The following is a 25,483-nucleotide window of genomic DNA, read 5'->3' on the forward strand; positions in this document are numbered from 1 at the left end:
TCGCGGCGTCGAGGAACACGGTCGGGGCGTTGCGCACCCGCTCGAGCCGACCCGGATTGACGATCGTTGCGAACGCGCCGCGCACGGTGTCCTGATCGAGTTGGCGATCCGGACCGGCACCGAAGAACGCCTCGACCGCCGCCAGCGCGAGCGAGGCATTGTGTGCCTGATGTTCGCCGTGCAACGGCAGGAAGACGTCGGTGTACACCCCGCCGAGTCCCTGCAGTTCCAGTTGCTGGCCGCCCACGGCGATCTGCCTGCCGAGCACGGTGAACTCCGATCCGGCCCGCGCCACCGCAGCGTCCGCCTGCACTGCTGCCCGCAGCAGGACCTCGGAGACCTCGGGTTGCTGCTTCGCCAGAATCGCGACGGTGTCGCGCGGGACGAGCGATTCCGGTGTCTTCTTGATGATTCCCGCCTTCTCCCCTGCGATCCCGGCGAGATCGTCACCGAGGAACTCGACGTGATCGAGGCCGATCGGGGTGATGACGGCAACCTCGCCGTCGACGACGTTGGTGGCGTCCCAACGCCCACCGAGTCCGACCTCGACGACTGCAACCTCGACCGGGGCCTCGGCGAAGGCAGCGAACGCCATGGCCGTGACCACCTCGAACTTGCTCATTCGGGGTCCGCCCGCAGCCTCGGACTGCGCGTCGATCATGTCCACGAACGGAGCGATCTCGTTGTAGGTGTCGACGTAGAGCCGCGGCGAGATGGGCCGTCCGTCGATGCTGATCCGCTCGGTCGCCATCTGCAGGTGCGGGCTGGTGGTGCGGCCCGTCCGCCGGTGAAATGCGGTGAGGAGCGCATCGATCATGCGGGTCACCGAGGTCTTGCCGTTGGTGCCGGCGACGTGAATCGACGGATACGCCTTCTGCGGCGACCCGAGCAGGTCCATCAGCGCCGAGATCCGGGCCGTCGACGGCTCGATCTTCGTTTCCGGCCAACGCTTGTCGAGCTCGGCCTCCACGAGGGCGAGCTCGGCGAGATCGACCGGGCTCGGCGGAGGTACTGGCAGGGCGGCGTCGGGTTCGGTCACTTAGGTTCCCATCGATTCGAGCCGCGCCGAGATGCGTGCGATCTCTTCGCCCGCGATCGTCTGGCGTGTTCTGATCTTGTCCACCACCGCATCCGGCGCCTTTGCGAGAAACGCCTCGTTGCCGAGCTTGCCGGTGGTCTGCGCGAGTTCCTTCTCCGCAGCGGCGAGATCCTTCACCAGTCGGGCCCGCTCGGCGACGAGGTCTACCGTGCCCGAGGTGTCGAGTTCGACGACCACGGTGGCCTTGCTCAGGCGCACCTCCACCGAGGCCGTGGCGGCGAAGTCCTCGCCGGGCTCGGTCAGTCGAGCAAGCGCGGTGACCGCCGAAATCTGCCCGTCCAGATCGGATTCGGAGACTCCGACGATGCGGGCCGCTACCTTCTGGGACGGCTTGAGTCCTTGATCGCTGCGGAACCGGCGAACTTCGGTGATGAGTCGCTGCATGTCCTCGATACGTTGTGCCGCAACAGGATCCAGCGACTCGGTGGTGGCAGCGGGCCACGCCGCGATCACCAGCGACTCGCCGCCGGTGAGCACCTTCCACAGCGCTTCGGTGACGAACGGAATCACCGGATGCAGCAGGCGCAGCAGAGCGTCGAGGACGTTACCGAGAACTCCGCGCGTGGTGGCGGCGATGGCGTCGTCGGCGAACTGCACCTTGGCGATCTCGAGGTACCAGTCGCAGACCTCGTCCCAGGCGAAGTGATAGAGCGCCTCGCAGGCCTTGCTGAACTCGTACCGATCGAACGCCGAATCGACCTCTGCCCGAACCTGTTCGAGCCGATCGAGGATCCATCGGTCGGCGTCGGTCAGCTCGCCGCGCCGAGGCAGCTCTGCCGGTGCCGCGCCGTTCATCAGAGCGAACTTGGTGGCGTTGAACAACTTGTTGGCGAAGTTGCGCGACGACTGGGCATGGTCTTCGCCGACGGACATGTCTGCACCGGGGTTCGCGCCGCGCGCGAGCGTGAAGCGCAGTGCGTCGGCACCGAAACGATCGACCCAATCGAGAGGATCGATTCCGTTGCCGCGCGACTTGGACATCTTCTTGCCGAACTGGTCCCGAATCAGGCCGTGCAGAAACACATCTCGGAACGGAACCTGCGGCCCCTGCTTGCCTGCGGTGATCGCGTCGTCCGCTCCCACGTAGGTGCCGAACATCATCATGCGGGCGACCCAGAAGAACAGGATGTCGTATCCGGTGACGAGAACACCGGTGGGATAGAACTTCTCGAGATCGGCTGTGGCGTCGGGCCACCCCATCGTCGAGAAGGGCCACAGCCCGGACGAGAACCAGGTGTCGAGGACGTCGGGATCCTGCTCCCAGCCCTCGGGCGGCGTCTCCCCCGGTCCGAGGCAGACGGTCTCGCCGTCGGGTCCGTACCAGATCGGAATCCGATGACCCCACCAGAGCTGACGCGAGATGCACCAGTCGTGCATGTTGTCGACCCAGGCGAACCATCGCGGTTCCTGGCTCTTGGGGTGAATGACGGTATCGCCGTTACGCACTGCGTCACCGGCCGCCTTCGCCAGGGTGTCGACCTTGACCCACCACTGCAGCGACAGGCGCGGCTCGATCGGCTCACCGCTGCGCTCGGAGTGGCCGACACTGTGCAGGTAGGGGCGCTTCTCGGCGACGACGCGGCCCTGCTCGGCCAGTGCTTCACGAACCTTCACGCGCGCCTCGAAACGGTCCATGCCGTCGAATTGCGTTCCGGTATCGGCGATCCGGCCCGCTTTGTCCATGATGGAGGCATCGGCAACGAGTGCCGCACGCCCATCTCGAAGTCGTTGGGGTCGTGAGCCGGGGTGATCTTCACTGCGCCGGTGCCGAATTCGGGGTCGACGTAGTCGTCGGCGATGATCGGGATCTGCCGTCCGGTGAACGGGTGCTCGAGGGTGGTGCCGACGAGAGCCTTGTACCGCTCGTCGTCGGGGTGAACGGCAACCGCGGTGTCACCGAGCATCGTTTCGACTCGGGTGGTCGCAACGATGACGTGTGGCTCGGAATCGTCGAGCGAGCCGTATCGCAGCGACACGAGTTCGCCCTCGACGTCCTCGAACTTGACCTCGATGTCGGAGATGGCGGTCTGCAGTACCGGTGACCAGTTCACCAGTCGCTCGGCGCGGTAGATCAAACCGTCGTCGAACATTCGCTTGAACATTGTCTGCACGGCCTCGGACAGGCCGCCGTCCATGGTGAATCGCTCTCGGCTCCAGTCGACACCGTCGCCGATGCGTCGCATCTGCCCACCGATGGTTCCGCCCGATTCACGCTTCCAGTCCCAGACCTTGTCGATGAACAGCTCGCGGCCGAACTCTTCCTTGGTCTTTCCGTCGGCAGCGAGCTGCTTTTCCACGACGGTCTGGGTGGCGATACCCGCGTGGTCCATGCCCGGCAACCACAGCACCTCGTACCCGAGCATCCGCTTACGACGGCTCAGCGCATCCATCAACGTGTGGTCGAGAGCGTGGCCCATGTGCAGGCTGCCCGTGACGTTGGGCGGGGGCAGCACTATGGAGTAGGGCGGTTTGCCGCTGGTGGCGTCGGCTTCGAAGTACCCGGCGTCGACCCAGGACCGGTACAGCTCTGCCTCGACCGCACTGGGATCCCAGCTCTTGGGCAGGTCGATCGAATCGGCGGGGTTCTCTGAGTGCTCTGGCGCTGAACTGGTCACCGGTCGATTCTAGTGGCCGAGGATTCGGGGCATCGACACCCTCTCGCCCAGCACGTGCTGCGCCAGGAATGCCAGCACCACCTCGTACCAGACCTTGGCGTGCTGGGGACTCAGAATCCAGTGGTTCTCGGCCGGGAAGTAGAGGAAACGATGGTCGGTGTTGCCCTCGTCGTCGGCGGGCAGGCCGGATTCGCTGAGCAGTTCGTACCACAGCCGTAGGCCCTCGCCGATCGGCACTCGATAGTCCTTGTCGCCGTGGATGACCAGCATCGGCGTGGCGATGTCCGCGACGAACAGGTGTGGGGAGTTCTCCACCGCCATCTCCGGGGACATCTCGCGCGCCCAGTAGTACGGCGCATCGGTGGTCGGTCCGAATTGATCGAGCGCCCACAGGCTCGCGTGGGTGACGATCGCGTCGAACCGGTCGGTGTGCCCGGCGATCCAGTTGGCCATGTAGCCGCCGAAGGATCCGCCCATCGCCGCGGTGCGGGTGTCGTCGATGTCGGGTAGCGCAGCCGCGACGTCGGTCAACGCCATCAGGTCGGTGAACGGGGCTTTGCCCCACGCTCCCCACCCTCGCTGCACGAACTCCTGGCCGTATCCGGTGGACAGAGCCGGATCCGGCAGCAGCACCGCGTACCCGCGAGCGACCATCAGCCATGGATTCCACCGCCACGACCACGTGTTCCACGAGCTCAGCGGCCCGCCGTGCACCCACAGCAGCAGCGGTGCGGGTGCCGCGTCCGAAGCCCCCTCGGGCAGTGCCAGCCAACCGCGCACCCGGGCACCGTCGTCGACGACGGTGTCGATCTCGGTGAGAGTTCCGGGCAACGGACAGCGGTCGATGGAGGTGTCGAGGTCGACAACGGTGCCGTCGGACAGGTCGATCGACACCGGATGCGGGGCAGCCAGATAGGACGCGGCGAGTGCCAGCACCCTGGTTCCGTCCGAGGACACGTGAACATGGGTGTACGCGTCGTTCGTGTTCGTCAGCCGACGCGGCTCCGCGCCCTCGCGGAGCACGAAGATCGGGGACCGGCCGTCGTCGTCCGCGGTCACCAGCACCCCCGATCCGTCCGGCAGCCACACCGGATCGATCGGCCACCGATCCCAACCCGGCGCAACGTCGACGACGGAAGAAGTCCCGAAATCGTAGCGCTGCAGCGTCATTCGAGGCGCATCCTCGGGAGTGGTGAGCGATTCACGCACGAACACCACGGACGCGCCGTCGGGCGAGATCGCCGGCGCGCCCAGGTCGGCATCGACGTCGTCGCCGATCGTGGTGAGCTCCCCCGTCGCGGTGTCGATGCGCACCAGCACCGTCCGCACGGTAGCCAGAGCGCCGGGGACGGCCCAGGTGGACACGACGAACGAACCGTCGGCACTGATGTCGAACGCCGCCTCCTGCAGGCCTCCGGCCGCATCCGAGGTCAGATCACGCAACCCCGTCGTGCCGTCGGTCGATCCGGCGAACAGATGCGGTGTCGCAGGACCGAGATCGTGATCCCAGAAACGCACCGGAACCCCGGTGTGGAGAATTGCATCCACCTTGTTCGCCTTGCGCTCGGTGCGCAGAGCGTCGTCGTCCTCATCGGTGCTCGACGATCCGAACACCGGCGAGAACCCGACGAGCCCATGTCCGGAACGGGCGGTTCGGATCTCGCTCAGACCGGCGGACCGAGTCTCGAGCACTCGCGCCTCCCCGCCCGAGGCAGGCAGAATCCACAGCCGGGCCGGATCGTCCTTGCTCGATCGGCGGGAGAACAACAGATCGCCCGCCGGGGTGAACACCGGAGCGTTCTCACCCCACTCGCCGTGGGTGAGGCGGCGCGCCTGCGAACCACCGTCGACACCGATCTCCCACAACGAAGTTCGATACTCGGTCCGCGAATCATCCAGTGCCGCAATCACGATCACCGCCCGCGAGAAATCGTGCGATACCGCCAGGCCCGTGACCCTACGGACTCCGATGTTCTCGTCGACGTCGTCGTACATGCTCATCCAGCGAGCCTAGCCGCCCTCAATCCTCGCCGAGGTCCTCGCGCAGTTGAGCCAGAGTACGAGCCAGGATTCGCGAGACGTGCATCTGCGAAATCCCCACCTTCTCCGCGATCTGTGTCTGAGTCATCGACCCGAAGAATCTGAGCACGACGATGCGACGCTCCCGCTCGGGCAACTTCTCGAGTGCTGGGCGCACCGCGAGATAGCTCTCCATCTTCTCGAGTTCGGGATCGTCGGCACCGAGGGTGTCCATCAGCGGCAAACGATCCTCGCTGACCACCGAGTCGACCGAGACAGTCTGATACGCGCTGCGCGCAAGCAGCGCCTGCGAGGCTTCCTTGACGTCGATCCCGAGTTCGGCGGCGATCTCGCTGGCGGTCGGAGCTCGACCGAGCTTCTGCGACAACGATCCCACCGCCTGGGAGATCATCGAGTTCAGTTCCTTCATGCGCCGCGGTACCCGGACCGACCATCCCGCGTCGCGGAAGTAGCGGCGAGCCTCACCCATGATCGTGGGCACGGCGAACGACACGAAATCCGAGCCGCGTTCGATGTCGAATCTGTCGACTGCGTTCACCAAACCGAGACGTGAGACCTGCAGCAGGTCCTCGTGTGCTTCGCCGCGACCGCCGAAGCGGCGCGCGATGTGTTCTGCGAGAGGAAGGCAGCGGGTGATTATGCGATCGCGCAGCACTCGGCGCTGCGGTGAATTCTCGTCGAGCGCCTGCATCTGCTGGATCAGCGCGACAACGTCGCTGTAATCGTCGGACTCTCGCCGTGTGCTTCGTTCGTGCGGCACAGGCACTAGACCTTGCTCCTCCGCTTGACCACGTCGATCGCGACCGTGCGACCCGCCTCGCCCTCGACCGCGTCGTCGGCGCGCAGTTCGATGGTGTCGGTCAACGTCTGCAGCACGTGCCAGCCGAAGCTGTCCTTCTTCGGCACGGACGTCGGTGCAAGCGTGGAGGTGACGACGATCCGGATTCCGGAGTCGCTCACGGCGAACGTGCACGAGAGCTCTGCATCGGCCACCGAGCCCTTGATCAGCTGCGAACACACTTCGTCCACGACCAGCTTCACGTCGGCGATGTCGTCGAGCGTGAAGTCACTGAGCACTGCGAGCGTTTCGGCGACGGCACGAACCACCGGGAGCTGGTCGGCCTCTGCACGTACCCTCAGCTCGACCGGTGCACCGGAACCTCGCTCCAGTTCTTCGATCTTGCTGACCCCAGCCATCCGCACTTCCCATCGTCGCCGAGCAGTCGTTTTACCGTTCGCCGAGCCAGACTACCCAGCGCCCGGCGTTTCAATCCTGGCAGTCGAGCAACTGTCCCCTCCGATCGTTCGATTCGGACCGATGGCAGGTGAACGACAGCCCGGCCGGCATGACGCGGGCGCGGCGAACTGGCACGATCATCGATGTGGACTACTCGCAGGCACTTCGCTCTCTCGCCCGACGTCTCGGCACATCGACCTCGTACCGAGGCTGGGACGACACCGTTCGCGACGTGAGCGACGACACCCTGCGTCAGGTGCTCGCCGCGCGCGGCTACGCAACCGAATCGACCGAGGACGTCGACCGAGCTCTGGCCGACATCGAGAACGCGCCGTGGCGGCGCCTGCTTCCGCCGGTGGTGGTCGCCACCCAGGGCACCGATGCCGTGGTGTGGGTGCATGTGCCACACGGCAATCCGGTCGAGGTCTCGATGGTCTCCGAGGACGGCGAGACCATCGAGGTGACCCAGGCCGACGTCTGGGTCGATCCCCGTGTGGTCGACGGCCGCCTCATCGGTCGCGCCACGTTCGTCGTTCCCGGCAGTGCACCGCTCGGTTGGCACAGCCTGACCGCGACGACGATAAGCGAGGACAACACGGTCCGAACATCGGACACGGTCGTCGTGGTCACTCCGAAGTCGTTGTCACCCAACGCAGAACTGACAGACCGGCAACGGACGGGTCTGCTAACCCAGTTGTATTCGGTGCGATCGAGACGATCGTGGGGAATCGGTGATCTCGGTGATCTCGAGGACATGGCCGACATCGCCGGCCGCGAGCACGGGTTCGACTACCTCCTCGTCAATCCGCTGCACGCCGACCGACCCACCACACCGGTCGAGGCGTCGCCCTATCTGCCGACCACCCGCCGGTTCTTCAATTCCCTCTACATCCGAGTGGAGAACATTCGCGAAACCGCGCTGCTGTCGCCGGAACAGTTCGGCAAGGTCCAGAAAGCAGCGAAGCGGTTCGACAAGGCCAACAAGCGAACCGGAAAGCTGAATCGAGACTCGACCTTCACGGCGAAACTGCGTGCCCTGGAACGTGTTCACAAGGTGGAACGGAGCCCGGCCCGCGAGTCCGCATTCCGGGCGTTCGTCGAACGCGAGGGTTCCGGGCTGCGCGATTTCGCGGTGTGGAGCGCCCTGGCGGAGAAGTTCGGACCCGAGAGCTCGGCGTGGACCGACAGGGCAGCACACCCGCGCACCGACTTCGTGCTCGAGCAACGCACCAAACTCGCCGAGCGCATCGACTTCCACATGTGGCTGCAGTGGATCTGCGACGAGCAGTTGGCCGCCGCGCAACGTTCGGCACTCGATGCAGGGATGGACATCGGCATCATGCACGACCTCGCCGTCGGCGTGGCTCGCGGCGGAGCCGATGCCTGGGCGCTCGGTGACGTGTTGGCGTCGGGAGTCACGGTGGGCGCGCCGCCGGACAACTTCAACCAGCAGGGCCAGAACTGGAACCAACCCCCGTGGGATCCCGACCGACTCCGCGAACTGGCGTACGTCCCGTACCGCGACATGCTGCGCACGATCCTGCGTCATGCCGGCGGCATCCGCGTCGACCACATCCTGGGACTGTTCCGCCTGTGGTGGATTCCGCAGGAGGCCGAGAATGCCGGCGGCGGAACGTATGTCGAGTACGACCACGAGGCCCTGATCGGCATCCTGGCCCTCGAGGCCGAACGCGCAGGCGCAGTGGTGGTCGGTGAGGATCTCGGTGTCTTCGAGCCGATGGTGCAGGAGTACCTCACCGAACGCGGCATCTTCGGCACCTCGATCCTGTGGTTCGAAGCCGACGAATCCGGACCGATCCCGCCGGAGAACTACCGCAGCCTGTGTCTGACGTCGGTGACCACACACGATCTGCCGCCCACGGCCGGATACCTCGACGGCGAACACATCGACCTGCGCTCACGTCTCGGACTGCTCGAACGCGATATCGACTCCGAGAAGGAGGTCGACGCGCGCAAACGGGAGGCAGTTCTCGACATGGCGCGCGAGCGCGGATTGCTCGACGCCGACGCCGACAACCACGACACGGTGGAAGCTCTGCATCGCCTCGTCCAGCGCAGTCCGTCACTGCTGATCGGTGTCGCTCTCGTGGACGCCGTCGGAGAACATCGCATCCAGAACCAGCCCGGTACCGACGAAACCCAGTACGAGAACTGGAAGATCCCGTTGGCCGACGCGAAAGGCAAGCGAGTGCTCGTCGACGACCTCGTCGATCACCCACGCATGGTCTCGTTGGTGAGCGCAATGGCCGACCGAGTCGACAGCCCGGCGACGCCGGGGTCCACAATCGAAGAATGAGTCACCGAAGTCACCGCGAATCCAGCCGATACTGATGGGCCGCATCACCACCCGCAGGCCCGTCATCCGGCTCAGGGGTGGGCACCGCGTCGAACGCCCGGACACTCTCGTGGTGGAGGAGCCGCTCGAGTTGCGAGTCGACGGCGCGGCGCTCGCCGTCACCATGCGAACTCCCGGCCACGACGTCGAACTCGCTCACGGCTTCCTGCTGACCGAAGGCGTGATCGCCTCGGGAGCCGACATCGCAGCGGCTCGCTACTGCGACGGGGTCGACGACGAGGGCGCGAACACCTACAACGTCCTCGACGTCACCCTGGCCGAGGGTGTCGCTCCGCCGGAGACCGGCGTCGAACGAAACTTCTACACGACGTCCTCGTGTGGGGTGTGCGGCAAGGGATCGTTGGATGCAATTCGATTGCGCACCAAGCATTCCCCCGTGGCCGATTCGGTCGTCGTGACGTCCGATACTCTCTCCGGGCTACCCGACACGTTGCGGGCAGCGCAGAAGGTCTTCGATGCGACCGGCGGTCTGCATGCCGCCGCCCTCTTCACCGCAGACGGCGAGATGCTCGTTCTACGTGAGGACGTCGGACGCCACAACGCCGTTGACAAAGTGATCGGCTGGGCGGTGACCAACGATCGAATCCCCTTGCAGGGCACGGTGTTGATGGTCAGCGGCCGCGCCTCGTTCGAGTTGGCACAGAAGGCGGTGATGTCTGGAATACCGATTCTCGCAGCGGTCTCGGCACCCTCGTCACTGGCGGTCGATCTCGCGACCGAATCCGGCCTGACGGTCATCGGCTTCCTGCGCGGTCCGTCGATGAACATCTACTCTCACGCCGACCGCGTCGAAGTATCAGACGGCAGCGTCGACCAGTAGTTCGGCGGCGGTCGCAGTTCTGACCTCGTCCACGGACACACCGGGAGCAGTCTCGATCAGGCGCAGTCCGTGTTCGGTGACGTCGAGAACGGCCATGTCCGAGATGATTCGGTGCACGCAGCCTTTGCCGGTGAGCGGCAGAGAGCACCGTTCGAGGATCTTCGGCTCACCCTTGCGGGAGACGTGCTCCATCATCACGATGACGCGTCGCGCTCCGTGCACCAGATCCATCGCGCCACCCATCCCCTTGACCATGTGCCCGGGAATCATCCAGTTCGCCAGGTCACCGGTGGCGCTGACCTGCATCGCCCCCAGTACGGCGACGTCGACCTGTCCGCCACGGATCATTCCGAACGACTGCGCGGAATCGAAGTAGGACGCACCGGGAAGGACCGTGATGGTCTCCTTGCCCGCGTTGATGATCTCGGCGTCGAGTTCGTCTTCGGTGGGATAAGGTCCGACGCCGAGCACTCCGTTCTCCGAATGCAGGATCACCGAGACGTCCAGGGGAATGTAGTTGGGCACGAGAGTCGGCATGCCGATGCCGAGGTTGACGTACTGACCGTCGCCGAGTTCCTGCGCTACCCGGGCCGCCATCTGTTCGCGGGTCATCTTCTCGCTCATGCTCGTACCGTCCTCTGCTCGATGCCGACCTCGACCGGTCCGACGTGGACCACCCGCTGCACGTGGATACCCGGGGTGTGCACCTCGTCGGGTCCGATCTCGCCCGGCTCGACGAGGTGCTCGACCTGTGCGACGGTGATGCGCCCCGACGCGGCGGCCGGCGGGTTGAAGTTTCGCGCGCTGGCGTGGAACACCAGGTTGCCGTGGCGATCGCCCTTCCATGCGTGGACGAGCGCGTAGTCGGCGACGATTCCGCGTTCCATCACGTAGGTGACACCGTCGAATTCACGGGTCTCCTTGGGCGGACTGGCCAGTGCGATTCCGCCGCTGCCGTCGTAGCGCAGCGGCAATCCGCCGTCTGCGACCTGAGTTCCGACTCCTGCGGGGGTGAAGAACGCCGGTATGCCGGCACCGCCGGCCCGCAGTCGCTCGGCGAGGGTGCCCTGCGGGGTCAGTTCGACTTCGAGCTCGCCGGAGAGATATTGCCGCGCGAACTCCTTGTTCGAACCGACGTACGAGCTGATGGTCCGGCGAATGCGATGGTGCGCCAACAACACTCCCAAGCCGAAGCCATCCGTTCCGCAGTTGTTGCTGATGGTTTCCAGATCGGTCGCACCCTGCGCGAGCACCGCGTCAATGAGGATTTCCGGCACTCCGACCAATCCGAATCCGCCGACGGCGATCGACGATCCGTCGGGAATGTCCGCTACGGCTTCGGTGGCGCTGGCCACGACTTTGTCCAACATGAGATGCACGCTACCGCATTTTGTGCGGAATATGAACAGGTTGCCACAATGCGAACATCTCGCTATTCTGGCTGTTGCGTAGATCACCACGATCGTGAGGACACTTCGATGCTTCATCTCCCGCCCGAGTATCGGGATCAATCGGGGGTCCATGCCCCGCTCGACTTCCCCGAGTACCGGACCACCGCCCTTCGGCATCCCGCGCAGCCGCTGACCCTGCTCCCCCAGCGACTCACCGAGATCACCGGACCGGTGCTGGGCGAGGGACGCGTCACCGCCGCCGACGCGGACCTCACCCTGGCGAACGACGGTGAGGCACAGGGGCAGCGGATCATCGTGCACGGCCGCGTGCTCGACAGCGACGGCAAGGCGATTCCGAACACCCTCGTCGAGGTGTGGCAGGCCAATGCAGGCGGTCGATACCGTCACACCGCCGATCGGTGGCCTGCACCACTCGATCCGCACTTCAACGGCACCGGTCGCGTACTCACCGATGCCGAGGGCAGATATCGATTCACCACGATCAAGCCGGGCGCGTATCCGTGGGGCAACCACCACAACGCGTGGCGGCCCGCCCACATTCATTTCTCGTTGTTCGGCCAGGCGTTCACTCAGCGACTGGTGACCCAGATGTACTTCCCGGACGACCCCATGTTCTTCCAGGATCCGATCTTCAACGCCGCGCCCGAAGACTCGCGTGCCCGAATGATCAGCACGTTCGATTACGAAGCGACACAGGACAGCTGGGCCCTCGGATTTCGATTCGACATCGTACTGCGCGGCCGGGACGCCACACCCTTCGAGGAAGACGATCACGATGACTGAATCAGAGTTCGCCCCGCGCTACCCGGTGGTCACCGGTGCCGACTTCACCACCGCACCGTTCGGCCAGACGCCCTCCCAGACTGTGGGCCCCTACGTTCATATCGGACTGCTGTGGCCCGACGGTGAGAGCGTGGTTCCGCAGGGCACCGACGGCGAGATCACCGTGTCGTTCACACTGATCGACGGAGCCCGAAACCCCATATCCGACGCCATGATCGAGACCTGGCAGGCCGATGCCGACGGCCGGTTCGATCACCCCGACGATCCGCGCGGCGCGGCACCGTCACGCACCCCGGGCTTTCGCGGCTTCGGACGAGCGTTCGCCGACGAGACCGGAACGATGACGATCACGACGATCAAGCCTGGGCCGCTTCCCGCCGAGAACGATGCCGTCGAGGCACCGCACATCGACGTCGGAATCTTTGCCCGTGGAATGCTCGATCGAGCCGTGACGCGGGTCTACTTTCCCGACGAAGCCGAGGCCAATGCGGTCGATCCGGTGTTGTCCGCCATCCCGGAGCACAAGCGTGCCAGACTCGTTTCAGCACCGGTGCACGGTGGGTATCACCTCGACATCGTGCTGCAGAACACCGATCCGGACGGCGACGAGACTCCGTTCTTCGCGCTGTGACACACGAGTGGCGAAAGGGGACGATGGAATCCGAGCGAGGGGCACTGTTCGATCCGACGTTCGGTAGCGATGCCGTCGGGCCGCGTGTGGGCGACCGAGCTGGGTGACAGCGATGTTCGCCGTCGAGGCGGCGCTGACTCGGGCCGCAGTCACGGTCGGTCTCGTGGAGGCCGCTCACGCCGAGGTCGTCACCACTGCTGCGACCGAACTCGGGGCGCACCTGGATATCGTGAGGCTCGGAGTGGATGCGGCGGCCGGGGGCAATCCGGTGATCCCGTTGGTGAAGGTCCTCCGGAACCAGGTGGCCGAGGCCGAGGTTCCTGCCACGGCAGTGCATCCCGGGGCCACCAGCCAGGACATCATGGACACCGCGCTGATGCTCGTCTGCCGCGATGCGCTCGGTGTCATCGAGGCCTCGCTCGACGCCGCGAGTGCGGCAGCTCGAGGTCTCGCCCTGACCCACCGGAACACCCCGATGGCGGCCCGCACTCTCGGACAGCAGGCATTGCCCACCACCTTCGGCCTGGTGGCTGCGAACTGGTTCTCGGGGTTGCGCCGCGCGCAGACCAGGGTCGCCGCCGTTCGACGGGCATGCACCGTCCAGTACGGCGGGGCTGCAGGCACTCTCGCTGCCGTGTATCCCCACGGACCGGCCATCGCCGCGGCGCTTGCCGTCGAACTGGGCTTGGCTCGACAGGACGCGCCCTGGCACACCGACCGCACCGCGATCGCCGATATCGCGTGCTCCTTGGGTATCGCGGCAGGCACGATCGGCAAGATCGCCCAGGACATCGTGTCGATGTCCGCCACCGAGTTGGGTGAGGTCTCGGAGGACGCGCCGGGTGGATCATCGGCGATGCCGCACAAGCGCAATCCGGTTGCCGCTGTCACGGCTCGCGCTGCGGCCCGGCGGGTCCCCGGTGCTGTGGCCACGGTGCTGTCGAACATGGACCACGAACATCAGCGCGCCGCGGGAGCGTGGCACGCCGAGTGGGAGACGATCACCGATCTGTTGCGCCTCACCGGTGGTGCCGCCCATCGACTCTCGCAGAGCCTGAGCGGGTTGCATGTTCATCCGGACGAGATGGCCCGCAATCTCGACAAGACGGGCGGAGCGCTGCTCGCCGAACGTGTCACCGCGGCATTGGCAGCGCACACCGAGCAGGCCCGCGAGATAGTCACTGCGCGATGCGCGGCGGGGGCACCGCTCGACAGCGACCCTGCCATCACGGTATTCCTCCCACCGTCGACGGTGCGCGAACTCCTCGACCCGGCCGCATATCTCGGCCACGCACCCGAGCTGGTCGACGCGATCCTCGCCGAGCATGCCCTCGACTCCGAACACACCACAGAATCGAAGGGTTCACGATGACCGTCGCACTTGCTCACGAACGCACCGAAGGGCCGTGCCCCGACGCGGAGACCGTCATGCTGATCGGTTCGCTCGGCTCCGATCGATCGATGTGGAACCCGCAGATCGGAACGCTCTCCGCCTCCGTTCACGTTCTCGCCGTCGACCTTCGCGGGCACGGACAGTCTCCGGTCCCACCCGGCCCCTATTCGGTGGCCGAACTCGCCGAAGATGTTCTGGCACTACTCGATTCACTCGATCTTCGCGTATTCACATCGTCGGCCTCTCGCTCGGCGGCGCAGTCTCGCAGTGGATCGCCATCCATCGCCCGGAGCGAGTGCGGACTCTGACACTGCTGTGCACCTCGGCGAAGTTCGGTGAGCCGGCGCAATGGCTCGACCGGGCCGCAGCAGTCCGAGCGGCGGGAACGGCGTCGCTGGCCGACGCCGTACTCGCGCGCTGGTTCACCCCCGAACTGGCCGCTCGCGACGCCGATCTCGTCGACCGGCATCGCCGGATGATCGCCGACACCTCGGACGAGGCTACGCCGCATGCTGTGAGGCACTGTCGGACTGGGATTCTCGTGCGGATCTGAACCGAATCACCGCTCCGACACTGGTGATCGCCGGCCGGCAGGATCCCTCGACCACCCCCGAGGACCTGAAGATCATCGCCGACGGCGTCATCGGATCGACGTTCCGGGTTCTCGACCCGGCCGCACATCTGGCCAACGTCGAGCAAGCCGGGCCCGTCACCGCGGCAATTGCCGCACACATCGGATCGGATGCGTATGCGGCCGGACGCGCAGCTGCCCACGATGCCGGAATGGCGGTGCGGCGCAGCGTCCTCGGCGATGCGCACGTCGACCGCAGCATTGCCGCACGAACCGACTTCACCGCACCGTTCCAGGATTTCATCACCCGCACCGCATGGGGTGACATCTGGAATCGCCCAGGACTCGATCACCACACCCGCCGGCTGCTGACGCTGGCGATCCTGACGGCCGTGGGCAATCAGCACGAGCTCGACATGCACATCCGGGCCGCCCTGCGAGCAGGCATGACGCCGGACAGCCTGGCGGAGGTGTTCCTGCACACCGCCGTGTACGCGGGAGTTCCGAACAGCAACAGTGCATTCGGTCTCGCGAACGCGGCCATCGCCGAGGCCTCGGCGCAGACCCGATCGGGTACCTCGTGAACTCCGCGGAATCACCGCCGCCGTCCTCGGACTACGTCCAGTCGCTGGGCCGCGGTCTCGCGGTGATCCGGGCCTTCGACGCCGAGCATCCGCGTCGAACACTCTCCGATGTCGCCCGAGCCACCGACCTCACCCGAGCCACGGCCCGGCGTTTCCTGCTCACCCTCGTCGAACTCGGCTACGTCCGTACCGACGGCTCGATGTTCTGGCTCACCCCACGAGTGCTCGAGCTGGGCTACAGCTACCTGTCGAGCCTGTCGCTCCCGGAAGTCTCGGGACCGCACCTCGAGCTCTCGCCGAACGGGTGCGCGAGTCGTCCTCGGTCTCGATTCTCGACGGTGACGACGTGGTGTACGTCGCCCGTGTTCCGGTCAGCCGCATCATGACCGTCGGCATCAACATCGGCACCCGGTTCCCCGCGTTCGCCACATCGATGGGCCGCGTGCTGCTGGCCGGACTGCCTGCCGACGAACTCGCGGCCTACCTGGATCGGGTGCGCTTGACTCCTCTCACCGGTAAGACAATCACCACCCCCGATGCGCTCGGACGCGAACTCGACCGGGTCCGATCCGACGGCTTCTGCCTGGTGGATCAGGAACTCGAGGAGGGGTTGCGCTCGATCGCGGCTCCCATCCGCGACGGACACGGCGCAGTGGTAGCCGCGGCGAACGTCTCGACCCAGGCCGCGCGCCATTCCGCCGATGCGGTGCGCACCGAACTGCTACCGGCTCTGCTCGACGCCACCCGCGCCATCGAGATCGACCTGCTCCGGGTGAGCACCGGACCCAACGACAAGCGAGGAACCACCCATGCCTGATGCCGTGATCTGTGAACCACTTCGGACCCCGGTCGGTCGCTTCGGCGGCCAGTTCCGAGATATCTCCGCCCAGGCTCTGGCCGGTACGGTGATCGCGGAACTCGTGGCCCGCACGGGCATTTCCGGTGCCGACATCGACGATGTGATCCTCGGCCAGGCGTCCCCGAACGGCGATGCACCGGCCATCGGACGCATTGCGGCGCTCGATGCCGATCTGGGGATCGACGTCCCCGGGATGCAGGTCGACCGCCGCTGCGGCTCCGGTCTGCAGGCAGTACTGCAGGCGTGCATGCAGGTCCAGTCCGGCGGCAACGATCTGGTTCTGGCCGGCGGCGTGGAGAGCATGAGTCAGACCGAGTTCTACGCCACCGGCATGCGCTGGGGCGTCAAGGCCGAGGCCGTGGCTCTGTCCGACCGCCTCGCCCGGGCGCGAGTGACCGCGGGTGGCAAGAACTTTCCGGTGCCCGGCGGGATGATCGAAACCGCAGAGAACCTGCGCGCGGAGTTTTCCATCAGCCGCGCCGACCAGGACGCACTCGCAGTCCAGTCCCACCGACGTGCAGTCGCCGCGCAGAACAGCGGTGTCTTCGCCGAGGAGATCGTGGGAGTATCGGTCCCCCAACGTAAATCGGATCCGATGCTCGTCACTACCGACGAGCATCCGCGGGCCGATACCACCGTGGAGTCACTGGCGAAGCTGAAGGCGATCCGCGCGTCGCTGGACCCCGAGTCGACCGTCACCGCAGGAAACGCCAGCGGACAGAACGACGGTGCCGCGATCGCGATCGTCACCACCCCGGAAAAAGCTGCCGCGCTGGGCCTTCGGCCGCTGGCGCGCTTGGCCGGCTGGGGTGTGGCAGGCGTTGCCCCGCGCACGATGGGGATCGGGCCGGTTCCCGCGAGCGAGAAGGCACTCGGACGGCTGGGACTGAGTCTCGACGACATGGGGATCATCGAACTCAACGAAGCGTTCGCCGCTCAGGCGCTCGCCGTGACCCGGTCCTGGGGCATCGACCCCGACGATCCGCGGCTGAACCCACACGGTTCCGGCATCTCGCTCGGCCATCCCGTCGGTGCCACCGGAGCCCGCATTCTGGCAACGCTGTTGCGCGAGATGGACCGCCGAGAGGTCCGCTACGGACTCGAGACCATGTGCATCGGCGGCGGTCAGGGACTCGCTGCGGTGTTCGAGCGAATCGGCTGATCACCGGTCAGTACTGCAGTTGCGCCGCCAGTCGCACAGCCGAATTGGTCTCCCCGTAGCCCTCGTATCCACCCACTCGCTGGACCACCTCGAAGAACAGGTCGTCGCCCACGGTTTCGGTGAAGAAGTGGAAGAACTCACCGCCGGTCGCGTCCGCGTCGTACAGGATCCCCAGACGCTGCATCGCGTCCAGGGTCTCGGAGCCGAGTCCGAATCGCGCGTCGAGATCGCGATAGTAGTTGGGTGAGATTCGCAGGGGGGGTGAGGCCGCGTTCGGTCATTGCTCTCGCAGCGGCGTAGATGTCCTCGCACCCGAAGGCCACATGTCCGACGCCTCCGCGCCGGGCCGCGGGCAGAGGGTCCGACTCGGACGGGCGGCCGGGAACCATGTTGAGCGAGAGTCGAATTGTGCCGTTGGCGGTGGCGAGTGTGAGGGCCTGGCTACGTACCAGGCCTATCGCGTCGACGACGTCCTGGCCCTCGTGTGGCACCATGCCGAACACCGAGCGCAGCAGCAGCATCACGCCGTCCCAGCTCTCGGCAGGCACGGCGAGTGCGATGTGATCCACGTGCGAGACGCACGCCCGGTTCTCTTCCACCACCCTCGGCACCAGATCGAATGCCGATTGCCAGGCACCCGCACTGTCGCGGGTGCGTAGGTCCAGCGACGTCGCACCGGTCACGGCCAGGCGCACCACTGCATCGGTCGCGTCTGCCACTCCGGGCATGGAGACGGTGGACGCGGTGACTCCCAGTGCGCGTGCCCGAGTCAGCCACAGATCCGGGCGCTCGCTGCGAATCCCGATCTGGCCAACGCCGGTAGGTGAGCCGGGACGCCCGGTGCGGTCCACAGCGTGTCCACCGTGGTGTCGACGGCGACGGCCAGCGGACCCTGGGTGAACAAGCTGAGTCCGTGTTCGCTGTGTGCTGCGGTCAGATCGAAGCCCAGGTGCCGCAGTGTGGTGCCCAGCTGCGCTGCCTTCGCAGGCCCTGCCGCGATCCGCAGGGAGACGACGTTCTCGATCGGACCCGGCGGTGGCGGCGCGAACAGATCGTTGCCGGCGGAGGGTGTTTCGACGCCGCGCACCTGCTCCTGGAGGTACAGCAGCGACCGATGCGCGTCGGATGCCGTACGACCGGTGTCGGAGTGCCGGAAGACGTCGTTGAAGATTTCGAGCGACCACGGGCCGGAATACCCGGAGGACACAACATCGGAACCGAATCGCGCCAGATCGAAGCTGCCCTGCCCGGGGAAGCATCGGTGGTGCCTGCTCCACTGCAGTACGTCCATCACCAGGTGCGGGGCGTCGGCCAACTGGACGAAGAAGATCTTCTCGCCGGGGATCTCGCGAATGCCTGCGGAATCGTCACCGCGAGAAAGGATGTGGAAGCTGTCCAGGCACGTTCCCAGCGCGGGATGATCGACCTGCCGGACGATGTCCCAGGCATGGCGGTAGGTGCTGACGTGGGCACCCCACGCCAACGCCTCGTACGCCAGTCGCATTCCGCGCCGATGCGCGTGCTCGGCGAGGGTTGCCATCTGTTCGACCAGCAGGGCGTCGTCACGGACGGCAGCGGCCAGGGGCGAGGAGCAGACCAAGAGCAGATCGCACCCCAACTGTTCCATCACGTCGAATTTGCGTTCGGCGCGAACGAGATTGCGGGCGAACTGTTCCGGGTCGGCCGAGTCTGCGTCGCGGAAGGCTGATAGAGGTCGAGGGTCAAGCCGAGGTCGGCTGCTTTCTTCGCAATATCCTCGGGAAGGTCAGGTGAGCTGATCAAGTCCGGCTCGAACACCTCGAAACCGTCGAACCCGGCGTCTGCGATGGCGCGCATCTTCTCGTCGAGAGACCCACTGAGAGAGACGGTGGCCACCGACGTGGCAATGGTGCTCATGCGTGTGCACCTGCGGTGGCGCGATCCTCCTGCGCGATCAGCGCGCTCATGTGCGCGATCATTCGATCGGCGTCGGCGGTGCGTCCGGTGAATATCTCGAAGGCGTCGGCGGCCTGGAACACCGCCATTCCGGTTCCGCTGAGCGTTCTGCACCCCGCCAGGGATGCAGCAGCGAGCAATTCGGTCTCGGCCGGTCGATACACGACCTCGGCGACCCACATCCTCGGATGCAGGAGTGACTCGGGCACAGCAGATCCGGGATGTTCGACCATTCCGATCGGAGTGGCATGCACCAGGCCGGTTGCGGTTTCGAGAACGGCGGCGAGCCGGTCGAGGCCTGCCGAGAGGATCTCGACAGCGGGGAACATCACCGACAGGGACTCTCGGAGTTGTTGCGCGCGAAGCGGATCGGCGTCCACGAGAGTGAGCCTGCCTGCGCCGCGGCGGGCCATTGCATAGGCAACGGCTGCCCCAGCTCCCCCGGCACCGAGTTGCACCACGTCACCGATGTCGGCGCCGGGTAGTCCGCGGCCGAAGTTGCGATCGAAGCCGGACCAGTCGGTGTTGTGGCCGACGGCTCGGCCGTCGGCGAACACCACGGTGTTGACGGCTCCGAGCCGGGCAGCGTCCTCGGAGAGCGCATCGAGGCAGGAGATGACGCGTTGTTTGCACGGGTGCGTGATGTTGAGTCCTCGAAATCCGAGGTCCGCTGCGGTGGAAACGAGACAGGGCAGGTCCTCTACGGTCAGTCCACGGCTGTCCAGGTCGATGATCCGGTACTGGTAGGTCAGCCCGTGCTCGGAGCCCTCTCGTTCGTGCATCGCGGGCGTGAGCGACTTGCCGATACCCGTCCCGATCAGTCCGCAGAGCAGGGATTCCGGCATGTCGATCTCCTCGAGCCTTAATGTACGAATTGGTGAATTAGCTCGACGGTACTACGCGTTCGGCTCGCGCCCAACCCTTTCGCCGCAATCGGCACCGATAGAGTTGATCCATGGCTCCGCGCGCAACCGACACCTCCGACGACAGCAGCGGACCCACCGTCAAGCGTCGACGCAACAGCGACCTGACCCGGCACAACATCCTCGAGGTGGCCACCGAGGAGTTCGCGGACAAGGGCTTCGCAGGAGCGCGAATCGACGAGATCGCCGAGCGCACGCACACGACCAAGCGGATGTTGTACTACTACTTCACCGACAAGGAAGGCCTGTACAAGGCCGTACTCGAACGGTCGTACCTGCGCATTCGCGAGCGTGAACGAGACGTGGACGTCGAGGGCCTCGGACCGGTCGAGGCCATTCGCGCCATCGCATCACTGACGTTCGACCATCACGAGGAGAATCCCGACTTCATCCGCCTGGTCTCCACCGAGAACATCCTGCGCGGGGAACACATCTCCACGTCCGAGGCATTGAGCAACCTCGGCAATCCCGCCGCGGAACTGCTGTCGAACATCCTCGAGCGCGGCCAGGCCGACGGGGTGTTCCGCACCGACGTCGACGCCCTCGACGTGCATATGACGATCAGCAGCTTCTGCGTGTTCCGGCTGTCGAATCGGTACACCTTCGAGGCCCTCTTCGGCCGCGACCTCACCGATCCCCAGCATCGCGACCGTCTTCGTTCGATGCTCGGAGACATGATCATCGCGTTCCTGACCTCGCAATCTCGCTGACATTTCGCGGTTTCTCGGTAGGTCTCGTCACGTCAGGGGTTGACACGTGGCATGGATCACGTTCACTATTCAGAGGCACCCGGTGTTAACCATTTAGTACATTAGCGGTCCGATCGCCGAGAAACGCGTCGTCGACCAGCGCCTACGCTCCCCCGCCTCACGAAGAGAGACACGAGAACGATGGATTCGCACACCCCTGGCACCCACCCGACGCCGCTTCGCCCCGGGGCGAACCCGCGCAAAGCGGCGACCGCCGCGTGGGTCGGAAGCGCCCTCGAGTACTACGACTTCTTCATCTACGGCACCGCGGCCGCACTCGTCTTCGGCCGCGTGTTCTTCCCGGGTTCCAACCCGGCGACCGGCACCCTGCTGGCCCTGGCCACCTTCGGCGTCGGGTACCTCGCACGCCCGCTCGGCGCACTGGTCCTCGGCCACATCGGTGATCGCTACGGACGCAAGAAGGTCATGGTCGCCACCGTCCTGCTGATGGGTGTCGCCACCCTGGGCGTCGGCGTGCTGCCCTCGTACGAATCCATCGGCATCGCCGCGCCCATCATCCTGGTGCTGCTTCGGTTGTGCCAGGGATTCTCCGCGGGCGGTGAGCAGGCCGGAGCGAACTCGATGACGCTCGAACACGCCCCGGACAACAGGCGCGCGTTCTTCACCAGCTTCACCCTCAGCGGCACCCAAGGCGGACAGATTCTCGCCACCGCGGTATTCCTGCCCGTCGCCATGCTCCCTGAGGAAGCACTGCTCAGCTGGGGTTGGCGAATCCCGTTCTTCCTCAGTGCTTTCGTCGTCGTCGCCGCCTTCGTCATCCGCCGTTCGCTCGACGAGACACCGGTCTTCGAGGAAGCAGTGGCCTCCGACGAGCCGCAGCGCCTGCCCGTGGCCGAACTGCTCAGCGAGCATCGGCCGGCAGTGATCCGCGTCATGCTGGCCGCCGTCATCGCCTCCGTCAGCACCATCTTCACCGTCTACGCACTGTCCTACGCCGTGAACACCGTCGGCCTCGAACGCACCCCCATGCTGTGGGTCGGCGTTCTCGCCAACGTCGTCGCACTCTTCGCATTGCCCTTCTTCGGTGCACTGTCGGATCGCATCGGCCGCAAGCCGGTGTTCCTGTTCGGCTCGATCGGCTGCGCGATCCTGATGTTCGGCTACCTGTGGTCCATCTCGAGCGGCAACTACGTCCTCATCTTCGTCTTCGGCATCGTGATGTTCGGTTTCGTGCACAGCGCCACCGGCGGCGTCTGGCCCTCGTTCTACGGTGAGATGTTCCCGGCCAGGGTTCGCCTGACCGGAACCGCACTGGGAACCCAGATCGGTTTCGCCATCGCAGGTTTCGCGCCGACCATCGCAGGCGCGATCGCTGGAGCCGAGGTCGGTGCGTGGCTCCCCGTCGCGATCGTCACCGCGGTCTTCTGCACCATCAACGTCGTGATCGTCGCGACTTCGAAGGAGACCTTCCGTACCCCCACCGATGAGCTCGGTGTTCCGACCCGCACCACCGACAGCGCGCGCGTCGCGTCGGTCTGACCGAGATCGTGATCGACGCACTTCGACCTGCAGTGGCGGGCACCTGGACGGTGTTCGCCCTGCAGTATGCCAGCCGAACGGCATTGCGTAGCAAACTCTTTCATCAACGTGACGAGCGCAGTACCGAAAGCCAGACGGTGGCCTACTACGTGTGGCTCGCCCTCTCGAAGACCCGCACGGTACTGATCGACGCCGGGATTTCCCCGGCCACAGCAGAATCGACGGACGGGCTCGACTATCACGGGTCTCCCATCGACCTGCTCGGCGAACTCGGCCTGGCACCGGATGACATCGACACCTGCATCCTGACCCACCTGCACTACGACCACACCGGGGTCGTCGCAGAGCTCCCGACTGCGCGATACGTGGTGCAGCGCACAGAACACGAATACTGGACCGGGCCGTGGGCCGCCCGCATCACCCGAGAACAATGGCTGCACTCGCGAGCCGACACCGAACACATCGAAACCGCCGATCGCGGCACTCGGCTCGACCTCGTCGACGGCGATCTCGTCCTGTTCCCGGGGCTGTCCGTCCACGCAGTCGGCGGACACACCGCAGGCATGCAGGTGGTCAGAGTGAACACCGACCGCGGCCCGGTGGTGCTGGCCTCCGACGCCAGTCACTTCTACGAGAACTTCGAGGACGACAGCCCGTTCGCGATCCTGCACGCGCTGCCGGACATGTACGGGGCCTTCGACCGAATTCGAGAGCTCGCCGCCGGCACCGGCACCGTCGTACCCGGCCACGATCCTTTGGTCCGACACCGATTCCCCGCCGTGACCGACGCCCCCCGGCGCGCACGCCGTGATCATCGGCTGAGTACAGCGACAACGACGAATCCCCGACCTCGCGATGAGGCCGGGGATTCGTCGTTGTTCAGCAAGTCGATCGGCGCGGATCAGGCGGACTTGTCGCGGCGCTCCGGACGCTCGGGCTTGCGCGGCACGATGGTCGGCAGCACGTTGTCGTTCACGGTCTCGGCAGTCACGACAACCTTCTCCACGTCGTCGCGGCTCGGGATGTCGTACATCACCGGAAGCAGAACTTCTTCCATGATGGCGCGCAGTCCACGAGCACCGGTTCCGCGGAGAATAGCCTGGTCGGCGATTGCGTCGAGGGCCTCGGTGGTGAACTCGAGCTCGACGCCGTCCATGTCGAACAACCGGCGGTACTGCTTGACCAGCGCATTCTTCGGCTCGGACAGAATCGTCACGAGCGATTCCTTGTCCAGGTTCGTCACCGACGCGATCATCGGCAGTCGACCGATGAACTCGGGAATGAGACCGAACTTGATCAGATCCTCCGGCATCACCTCGGCGAAGTGATCCTGAGTGTCCATCTCGGCCTTGGAGCGAACTTCGGCTCCGAATCCGAGCCCGCGCTTGCCGACCCGATCGGACACGATCTTCTCGAGTCCGGCGAATGCACCGGCGACGATGAAGAGCACGTTGGTGGTGTCGATCTGGATGAACTCCTGATGCGGGTGCTTGCGGCCACCCTGCGGCGGCACGCTGGCCTGAGTTCCTTCCAGGATCTTGAGCAGCGCCTGCTGCACGCCTTCACCGGACACGTCACGCGTGATCGACGGGTTCTCGCTCTTGCGAGCGATCTTGTCCACCTCGTCGATGTAGATGATGCCGGTCTCGGCGCGCTTGACGTCGTAGTCCGCTGCCTGGATCAGCTTGAGCAGGATGTTCTCGACATCCTCGCCCACGTAACCGGCCTCGGTGAGGGCGGTGGCGTCGGCGATGGCGAAGGGCACGTTGAGCATCTTGGCCAGAGTCTGCGCGAGGTAGGTCTTTCCGCATCCCGTCGGTCCGAGCATCAGGATGTTCGACTTCGCCAGTTCGACGGATTCGCCTCGCACGTCGCGCGCCTTGTCACCGGCCTGGATGCGCTTGTAGTGGTTGTAGACCGCTACGGCCAACGTGCGCTTGGCAGCGTCCTGACCGATCACGTAGTTCTCGAGAAAGTCCTTGATCTCGGAGGGCTTGGGAAGGTCGTCGAGCTTGACTTCGCTCGACTCGGCCAATTCCTCTTCGATGATCTCGTTGCAGAGGTCGATGCACTCGTCGCAGATGTACACCCCTGGTCCAGCGATGAGCTTCTTGACCTGCTTCTGGCTCTTGCCGCAGAAGGAGCACTTCAGCAGATCGCCACCGTCACCGATGCGTGCCATTCGGAGGTTCCTACTTCCTTGTCCGCGTACGACCCACGCCGACCGGGTGTGGCCGAAACCTTCGTGGGCTACTTCTCGGTCTGTCGTCATGCCGACTTCGGTCGACCGAGTTCTTGGATGCGACGGTACCCGTGTTCGCCGAACATGGGCGGGTTGTTTCCGGTGATTCGCCACCCGATTTCGCCGAATGCAGCATTCGGGTCGTCGATCGCGACCGCCGGGCGGAGTTTCACACTCACACCCGGCGTCGGAATCTTCTGCCGGACCTGTTCGGTCCGACCGGTGGTACTCGCTCTGCTACTTCTGGGCTGAGAGCTTGCGGTACTCGAACACGGTGTCGATGATCCCGTAGTCCTTGGCCTGTTCCGCGGTGAGGATCTTGTCGCGATCGGTGTCCTTGCGGATGACGTCGGGATCCTTGCCGGTGTGGCGGCCGAGGGTGGTCTCCATGAGTCGACGCATGCGCTCGATCTCGGCGGCCTGGATCTCCAGGTCGGACACCTGGCCCTGGATGCCACCGCTCGAGGCTGGTGAATCAGCACGCGGGCGTTGGGCAGCGCCGCACGCTTACCGGGGGTGCCGGCGGCGAGCAGGACGCCGCGGCCGACGGA

Annotated in this window: 15 protein-coding genes and 7 pseudogenes; 11 read left to right on the plus strand and 11 right to left on the minus strand. The window is 65.5% G+C overall.

The window, feature by feature from the left end:
- The 5 genes and pseudogenes from RHBS_RS07245 to RHBS_RS07265 all read right to left on the minus strand — a co-directional run.
- The coding region (locus RHBS_RS07245) for a folylpolyglutamate synthase/dihydrofolate synthase family protein (RefSeq protein ID WP_128645255.1) at positions 1 to 1,039 on the minus strand (1,039 nt) is incomplete at its 3' end.
- Positions 1,040 to 3,714: pseudogene (locus RHBS_RS07250) on the minus strand (valine--tRNA ligase).
- A 9-nt stretch (positions 3,715 to 3,723) separates the two neighbouring features.
- Positions 3,724 to 5,715, minus strand: a complete 1,992-nt coding sequence (locus tag RHBS_RS07255) for an alpha/beta fold hydrolase (protein WP_121869467.1) — start codon at positions 5,713 to 5,715, stop codon at positions 3,724 to 3,726.
- Between the two features lie 19 nt (positions 5,716 to 5,734).
- A complete protein-coding gene (locus RHBS_RS07260) occupies positions 5,735 to 6,520 on the minus strand; it encodes a SigB/SigF/SigG family RNA polymerase sigma factor (RefSeq protein ID WP_037193137.1) in 786 nt (261 codons plus the stop codon).
- Entirely contained in the window at positions 6,520 to 6,951 is a 432-nt protein-coding gene (locus tag RHBS_RS07265; protein WP_121869466.1) for an ATP-binding protein, read from the minus strand. The genes RHBS_RS07260 and RHBS_RS07265 overlap by 1 nt, the downstream gene beginning before the upstream one ends.
- Before the next feature lie 149 nt (positions 6,952 to 7,100).
- On the opposite strand from RHBS_RS07265, the gene malQ reads away from it, so the two are divergent.
- Both malQ and fdhD read left to right on the plus strand, forming a co-directional pair.
- On the plus strand, positions 7,101 to 9,308 hold the full coding sequence (gene malQ / locus RHBS_RS07270) for a 4-alpha-glucanotransferase (protein WP_237669071.1): 2,208 nt from the start codon (positions 7,101 to 7,103) through the stop codon (positions 9,306 to 9,308).
- 34 nt (positions 9,309 to 9,342) lie between these two features.
- A complete protein-coding gene (fdhD, locus tag RHBS_RS07275; protein WP_121869465.1) occupies positions 9,343 to 10,188 on the plus strand; it encodes a formate dehydrogenase accessory sulfurtransferase FdhD in 846 nt (281 codons plus the stop codon).
- On the opposite strand, the gene RHBS_RS07280 is transcribed toward fdhD, so the two are convergent.
- Positions 10,165 to 10,812, minus strand: a complete 648-nt coding sequence (locus tag RHBS_RS07280) for a CoA transferase subunit B (protein WP_121869464.1) — start codon at positions 10,810 to 10,812, stop codon at positions 10,165 to 10,167. The genes fdhD and RHBS_RS07280 overlap by 24 nt on opposite strands.
- On the minus strand, positions 10,809 to 11,558 hold the full coding sequence (locus tag RHBS_RS07285; protein ID WP_183130118.1) for a CoA transferase subunit A: 750 nt from the start codon (positions 11,556 to 11,558) through the stop codon (positions 10,809 to 10,811). The genes RHBS_RS07280 and RHBS_RS07285 overlap by 4 nt, the downstream gene beginning before the upstream one ends.
- Positions 11,559 to 11,666: 108 nt before the next feature.
- Here RHBS_RS07285 and pcaH point away from each other — a divergent pair, with 108 nt between their 5' ends.
- From pcaH to RHBS_RS07315, 6 genes and pseudogenes are all read left to right on the plus strand, one after another.
- The gene (pcaH, locus tag RHBS_RS07290) at positions 11,667 to 12,383 is read left to right on the plus strand and encodes a protocatechuate 3,4-dioxygenase subunit beta (RefSeq protein ID WP_121869463.1); all 717 of its coding nucleotides are present in this window, start codon (positions 11,667 to 11,669) and stop codon (positions 12,381 to 12,383) included.
- Positions 12,376 to 13,014 carry a protocatechuate 3,4-dioxygenase subunit alpha gene (pcaG, locus tag RHBS_RS07295; RefSeq protein WP_121869462.1) on the plus strand — a complete coding sequence of 213 codons (639 nt, stop codon included), beginning with the start codon at positions 12,376 to 12,378 and terminating at the stop codon, positions 13,012 to 13,014. The genes pcaH and pcaG overlap by 8 nt, the downstream gene beginning before the upstream one ends.
- Before the next feature lie 23 nt (positions 13,015 to 13,037).
- Positions 13,038 to 14,386: pseudogene (pcaB, locus tag RHBS_RS07300) on the plus strand (3-carboxy-cis,cis-muconate cycloisomerase).
- Positions 14,383 to 15,562: pseudogene (gene pcaD, locus RHBS_RS07305) on the plus strand (3-oxoadipate enol-lactonase). Before pcaB ends, pcaD begins: the two co-directional pseudogenes overlap by 4 nt.
- Positions 15,559 to 16,379 (plus strand): annotated as a pseudogene (locus RHBS_RS07310) (IclR family transcriptional regulator). The pseudogenes pcaD and RHBS_RS07310 overlap by 4 nt, the downstream one beginning before the upstream one ends.
- Positions 16,372 to 17,583, plus strand: coding sequence for an acetyl-CoA C-acetyltransferase (locus RHBS_RS07315; RefSeq protein WP_121869459.1), 1,212 nt, complete (start codon positions 16,372 to 16,374; stop codon positions 17,581 to 17,583). Before RHBS_RS07310 ends, RHBS_RS07315 begins: the two are co-directional and overlap by 8 nt.
- A gap of 7 nt (positions 17,584 to 17,590) precedes the next feature.
- Here the strand turns inward: RHBS_RS07315 and RHBS_RS07320 are convergent.
- A pseudogene (locus tag RHBS_RS07320) lies at positions 17,591 to 19,479 on the minus strand (TIM barrel protein).
- The gene (locus tag RHBS_RS07325) at positions 19,476 to 20,363 is read right to left on the minus strand and encodes a shikimate dehydrogenase (RefSeq protein ID WP_121869457.1); all 888 of its coding nucleotides are present in this window, start codon (positions 20,361 to 20,363) and stop codon (positions 19,476 to 19,478) included. The pseudogene RHBS_RS07320 and the gene RHBS_RS07325 overlap by 4 nt, the downstream one beginning before the upstream one ends.
- A gap of 110 nt (positions 20,364 to 20,473) precedes the next feature.
- Here RHBS_RS07325 and RHBS_RS07330 point away from each other — a divergent pair, with 110 nt between their 5' ends.
- The 3 genes and pseudogenes from RHBS_RS07330 to RHBS_RS07340 form a co-directional block, all read left to right on the plus strand.
- Positions 20,474 to 21,151: a TetR/AcrR family transcriptional regulator gene (locus tag RHBS_RS07330; RefSeq protein WP_121869456.1), complete on the plus strand. Its 678-nt coding sequence runs from the start codon at positions 20,474 to 20,476 to the stop codon at positions 21,149 to 21,151.
- A gap of 180 nt (positions 21,152 to 21,331) precedes the next feature.
- Positions 21,332 to 22,690, plus strand: coding sequence for an MFS transporter (locus RHBS_RS07335; RefSeq protein ID WP_121869455.1), 1,359 nt, complete (start codon positions 21,332 to 21,334; stop codon positions 22,688 to 22,690).
- A gap of 149 nt (positions 22,691 to 22,839) precedes the next feature.
- A pseudogene (locus tag RHBS_RS07340) lies at positions 22,840 to 23,379 on the plus strand (N-acyl homoserine lactonase family protein); the annotation flags it as partial.
- A gap of 212 nt (positions 23,380 to 23,591) precedes the next feature.
- On the opposite strand, the gene clpX reads toward RHBS_RS07340, so the two are convergent.
- Both clpX and RHBS_RS07350 read right to left on the minus strand, forming a co-directional pair.
- Positions 23,592 to 24,872: an ATP-dependent Clp protease ATP-binding subunit ClpX gene (gene clpX, locus RHBS_RS07345; protein ID WP_121869453.1), complete on the minus strand. Its 1,281-nt coding sequence runs from the start codon at positions 24,870 to 24,872 to the stop codon at positions 23,592 to 23,594.
- A 297-nt stretch (positions 24,873 to 25,169) separates the two neighbouring features.
- Positions 25,170 to 25,483 (minus strand): annotated as a pseudogene (locus tag RHBS_RS07350) (ATP-dependent Clp protease proteolytic subunit); the annotation flags it as partial.

It is taken from the genome of Rhodococcus sp. BS-15 (assembly GCF_000813105.1).
In the GTDB taxonomy this organism is placed as follows: domain Bacteria; phylum Actinomycetota; class Actinomycetes; order Mycobacteriales; family Mycobacteriaceae; genus Rhodococcoides.